The sequence below is a fragment of the Streptomyces sp. WELS2 genome, from assembly GCF_013870595.1.
Lineage (GTDB): Bacteria > Actinomycetota > Actinomycetes > Streptomycetales > Streptomycetaceae > Streptomyces.
This window is the reverse complement of record NZ_JACBWZ010000708.1, coordinates 1-3,269: the sequence shown is the minus strand read 5'-3', so window position 1 is coordinate 3,269 and position 3,269 is coordinate 1. Positions and strand designations below refer to the sequence as shown.

Annotated in this window: 4 protein-coding genes; all 4 read right to left on the bottom strand. The window is 74.3% G+C overall.

What is annotated here, in order from left to right; genetic code table 11:
• Positions 1-267 (bottom strand): PHP domain-containing protein (locus tag H5J33_RS28505; RefSeq protein ID WP_181797707.1); only part of this gene is annotated, 267 nt, incomplete at its 3' end.
• A gap of 198 nt (positions 268-465) precedes the next feature.
• Complete coding sequence (locus H5J33_RS28500) at positions 466-1,368, bottom strand: S1 family peptidase (protein WP_181797706.1); 903 nt, start codon at positions 1,366-1,368, stop codon at positions 466-468.
• A 244-nt stretch (positions 1,369-1,612) separates the two neighbouring features.
• On the bottom strand, positions 1,613-2,395 hold the full coding sequence (locus tag H5J33_RS28495; protein WP_181797705.1) for a DUF1684 domain-containing protein: 783 nt from the start codon (positions 2,393-2,395) through the stop codon (positions 1,613-1,615).
• A gap of 37 nt (positions 2,396-2,432) precedes the next feature.
• Positions 2,433-3,269, bottom strand: an 837-nt coding sequence (locus tag H5J33_RS28490; RefSeq protein ID WP_181797704.1) for an LLM class flavin-dependent oxidoreductase, incomplete at its 5' end; no start/stop codon positions are given.

Sequence of the window (3,269 nt, the reverse complement as noted above, 5' to 3'; positions counted from 1 at the left end):
GGCACCGCCGCGCACCGGGCTGCGGCGCTTGTCACGGCGTACGGGCTCCCTCGGCGCCACCGCCAGGTCCACCCCGAACAGCGGGCGGATTCCCGCCCCGGCGCAGGCCTTGGCGAAGCGCACCGCACCGGCGAGGGTGTCGCGGTCGGTCAGGGCGAGGGCGTCCATGCCCCGCTCCGCGGCGCGCTCGGCCAGCCGCTCCGGGTGGGACGCCCCGTACCTCAGGGAGAACCCGGAGACGGTGTGCAGATGCGCGAAGCCCGGCACACCCACCTCCCGCACACGTGAGCCCCGAAACGACTCTCGAACATCAGTTCCCTACTGCTCTCCCCACCATACCTCCATTCCCGAACATGTGTACGACACCCGTTCGACCGCCTCCGACCTGGGCAAACGCGCCGCGACCAGACGACGGGGCCCCCGCACGCCGGGGCGTGCGGGGGCCGGGCCGGTGCGGGGAGCGCGTCAGTAGACGTGCACCCCGTAGGCGCTCAGCGCCTCGGTGACCGGCTGGAAGAACGTGGTGCCGCCGGAGGTGCAGTCGCCGCTGCCGCCGGAGGTCAGGCCGTAGGCGGTGGTGCCGCCGTACAGCGGGCCGCCGGAGTCGCCGGGCTCGGCGCACACGGTGGTCTGGATCAGGCCGGAGACGATGTCGCCGCCGCCGTAGTTGACCGTGGCGTTGAGCGCGGTGACCCGGCCGCTGTGCGTACCGGTCGTGGATCCGCGCCGGTAGACGGTCGTGCCCACCGACGGCGTGGCCGCGCTGGTGATGTCCTGGCTGCCCACGGCGCCCGACTTGGTCACCGAGCTGTTGGTGTAGCGCACGATGCCGTAGTCGTTGCCGGGGAAGCTGGACCCGGCCGTGGTGCCGAGCGTGGTGGTGTGCGAGGAGTCCGACCACCAGGTGCCCGCGCCGTCGGTGCAGTGCCCGGCGGTGAGGAAGTAGTAGTTGCCGCTGGAGTCCTGGACGTTGAAGCCCAGCGAGCAGCGCCAGCTGCTCGCGTAGATGGCGTCGCCGCCGGAGATCAGCTTGTTGAACCTGCCCGGCGTGTGCTTGATCACGAGGGCGTCCGCGCCGGCCCCGGCCTGCTTCTTGATCTTGGCGATCTCGGCCGGGGACACCGTGCTGTCGACGGTGACGACGACGCGGTCGGTCTTGGCGTCCACCGCCCAGGCCGTGCCGGGGACGTCGGCCTTGAGGACGGAGTCGCTCGCCCGGGTGAGCTGGGCGGCGCTGAAGGTGTGGGCGTCACTGGCGTTCGCGGTGGGGGCGGCGAACGCCGCCGCGGCGAGGAAGCCCGCGGCCACGGCCGTCAGTCGGGTCCGTCTCGCCGTGCCGCCGCGGGGAGTGGTGCGCTTGATCCTCACTTTTCGTTCCCCTCCAAGGGAAGTCGGGGGCCCGCGTGGGGTCGGGGCCCGTGAGGCGCAGCCAGGAGCCCGACCGGATCGCGATGTACATGCCCCTGACAAGCGCTGGGGTGGAGTATTCGGCCGAACGGCCGGTCGGACAAGGGTGCCTTTCGGCCGTCGGACCGGAACCACCCGAATGCCTCCCGGACGCCACCGGACCGGCCCCACGCCCTGCGCGCGAGGCCGGCCGGCGCGCCGCGGCTCAGCTCAGCCGGCGCTCCCCCGCCTCCACCGCCACGTCCAGCGTGTTGCCGGGGGCCGGCAGGGGGCAGATGAAGTGGCCGGCGAAGGCGCACGGCGGGAGCTGTGCGCGGTTGAAGTCGACGGTCACCCGCCCCTCGGCATCCGGCGCCGCCGCGAAGAGGAAGCGGAACCGGAAGCTGGTGTCGCCGCTGGTGGCGTCGGCGAACACCGCCCACAGGCCGCCGTCCGGCCGCCGCGCGACCTTCAGCGTCCGCTCCCGGCCGGCCAGCGGGAAGACCAGCTCACCGGCGAGGTCGAAGCCGCGCTCGCGGCCGTCGGCGTTGCCGAGCCGGATGGTGCGGGTGGAGTCGTACGGCGTGAACCGGCCCGGCACCGACCAGCGGGGGTCGTAGGGGCCGGCCTCGATGCCCCGGAAGGCCCGCCGGGCGGCGGAGGAGGGGTCGTACACCCGTACCCCCCACACGCCCTCGCGCACCAGGACGACCAGCCGCTTCCCGCCCAGCGCGACCCGGGCCGCGGCCTCCGGGCCGCTGTCGGCGGTCAGCCTGGTCTCGCCGGCGAGGGGCCGGCCGTCCACGGTCAGGCCGTCGGCCCCGGCGGCGGTGAGGACCACCCCGTCCGGCTCCGCCGCCCACGTCCCGGGAATGTCCGGAAGTCGACCGTCCGGATAGTCCTCGATCCAGTGCGTCGCGGTCAGCGCGAGCGGGCCGTAGGGCGCCGAGACGCTCTCCACCCGCTCCTCGTGCCACTGCTTCCAGGCGTCGGACGCGTCCGTCGTCATCTCGTCGGTTCCTTTCCTCGTGTTCATCCGTCGTCTGTCATCCGTCGTCGTCCGGCGCCCGTCCCGGCACCCCGAGATGGGAGCGGAGCGTGCCGCCCCGGTATTCCGTGCGGAAGGCGCGGCGCTCCTGGAGCAGCGGCACCACCCGGTCCACGAACTCCTCCAGCCCGTCCGGGAGCTGCGGGGCCACGAGGAAGCCGTCGGCGGCCCCCTCCTCGGCGTACCGGTGCAGATCGGCGGCGACCGTGCCGGGCGTGCCGACGAAGGACTGCCGGCCGCTCGCCTCGATCACGGTCTCCCGCAGGGAGAGCCCCTTCTCCTCGGCCAGCGCCCGCCAGCGCGCGGCGAGCGCGAGCGTACGGCGGTCCCGGGCGCGGGGTTCGGTCCGGGGCAGCGGGCCGTCGGGGTCGTATCCGGACAGGTCCGTTCCCCAGATCCGCTCCACCGCGCACAGCGCGTGGCGCCCGGTGATCAGCCGCCGTCGGATCCCGGCGGCCCGCTCCTGCGCCTCGGCCGCGGTGTCCCCGAGGACGACGGTGATCCGGGACATCACCTTCAGGTCCCCGGGGGCCCGGCCGTAGGCCGCGAGCCGCCGTTTGACATCGGCGTAGCGGGCACGGGCCGGCTGTGGCGGGGCGTGCCGGACGAGGAGCACGTCGGCCCAGGCCGCGGCCGGCTCCCGGGCCCGCTCGGACTCCCCGGACCGGATCACCACGGGGTGGCCCTGGGGCGAGCGGGGCAGCCCGAACTCGCCCGCGATGTCGAAGTGCCGGCCCCGGTGGGCGAACGGCCGGGGCTTCCCCTCGGGGGTCCATGAGTTCCATAACTTCCGTGCGGCCAGGACGAGTTCGGTGGCCCGGCCGTACGGGTCGGG

Coding starts and splice junctions, on each gene's coding strand:
- H5J33_RS28495 (WP_181797705.1), bottom strand. CDS start 2,395: ATGACGACGGACGCGTCCGACGCCTGGAAGCAGTGGCACGAGGAGCGG.